At 44.0% G+C, this 427-nt stretch carries 2 tRNA genes; both read left to right on the plus strand.

The features are described from left to right. Nucleotides 1-81 precede the first annotated feature (81 nt). Nucleotides 82-158 (plus strand) — tRNA-Ile (locus HX811_RS31770). 10 nt (nucleotides 159-168) lie between these two features. Next, a tRNA-Ala gene (locus tag HX811_RS31775) sits at nucleotides 169-244 on the plus strand. Nucleotides 245-427 lie beyond the last annotated feature (183 nt).

Here is a 427-nt window from a genome sequence, read left to right on the forward strand (position 1 = left end):
TGATTCATTGAAGAAGACGATAGAAGCAGCTTTAAGCTCCAAGCTGATAGCTCTTAGCTAATCAGTTACGCGCTCGAAATTGGGTCTGTAGCTCAGTTGGTTAGAGCGCACCCCTGATAAGGGTGAGGTCGGCAGTTCGAATCTGCCCAGACCCACCAATTTTGTTATGGGGCCATAGCTCAGCTGGGAGAGCGCCTGCCTTGCACGCAGGAGGTCAACGGTTCGATCCCGTTTGGCTCCACCATTAACTGTTTCTACTGTTAGAGTTTAGAAATGAATATTCGCGAATGAATATTGATTTCTAGTCTTTGATTAGATCGTTCTTTAAAAATTTGGGTATGTGATAGAAAGATAGACTGAACGTTACTTTCACTGGTAACGGATCAGGCTAAGGTAAAATTTGTGAGTAATTGCGAATTTTCGGCGA

Source organism: Pseudomonas sp. F8002 (assembly GCF_013385495.1).
In the GTDB taxonomy this organism is placed as follows: Bacteria; Pseudomonadota; Gammaproteobacteria; order Pseudomonadales; family Pseudomonadaceae; genus Aquipseudomonas.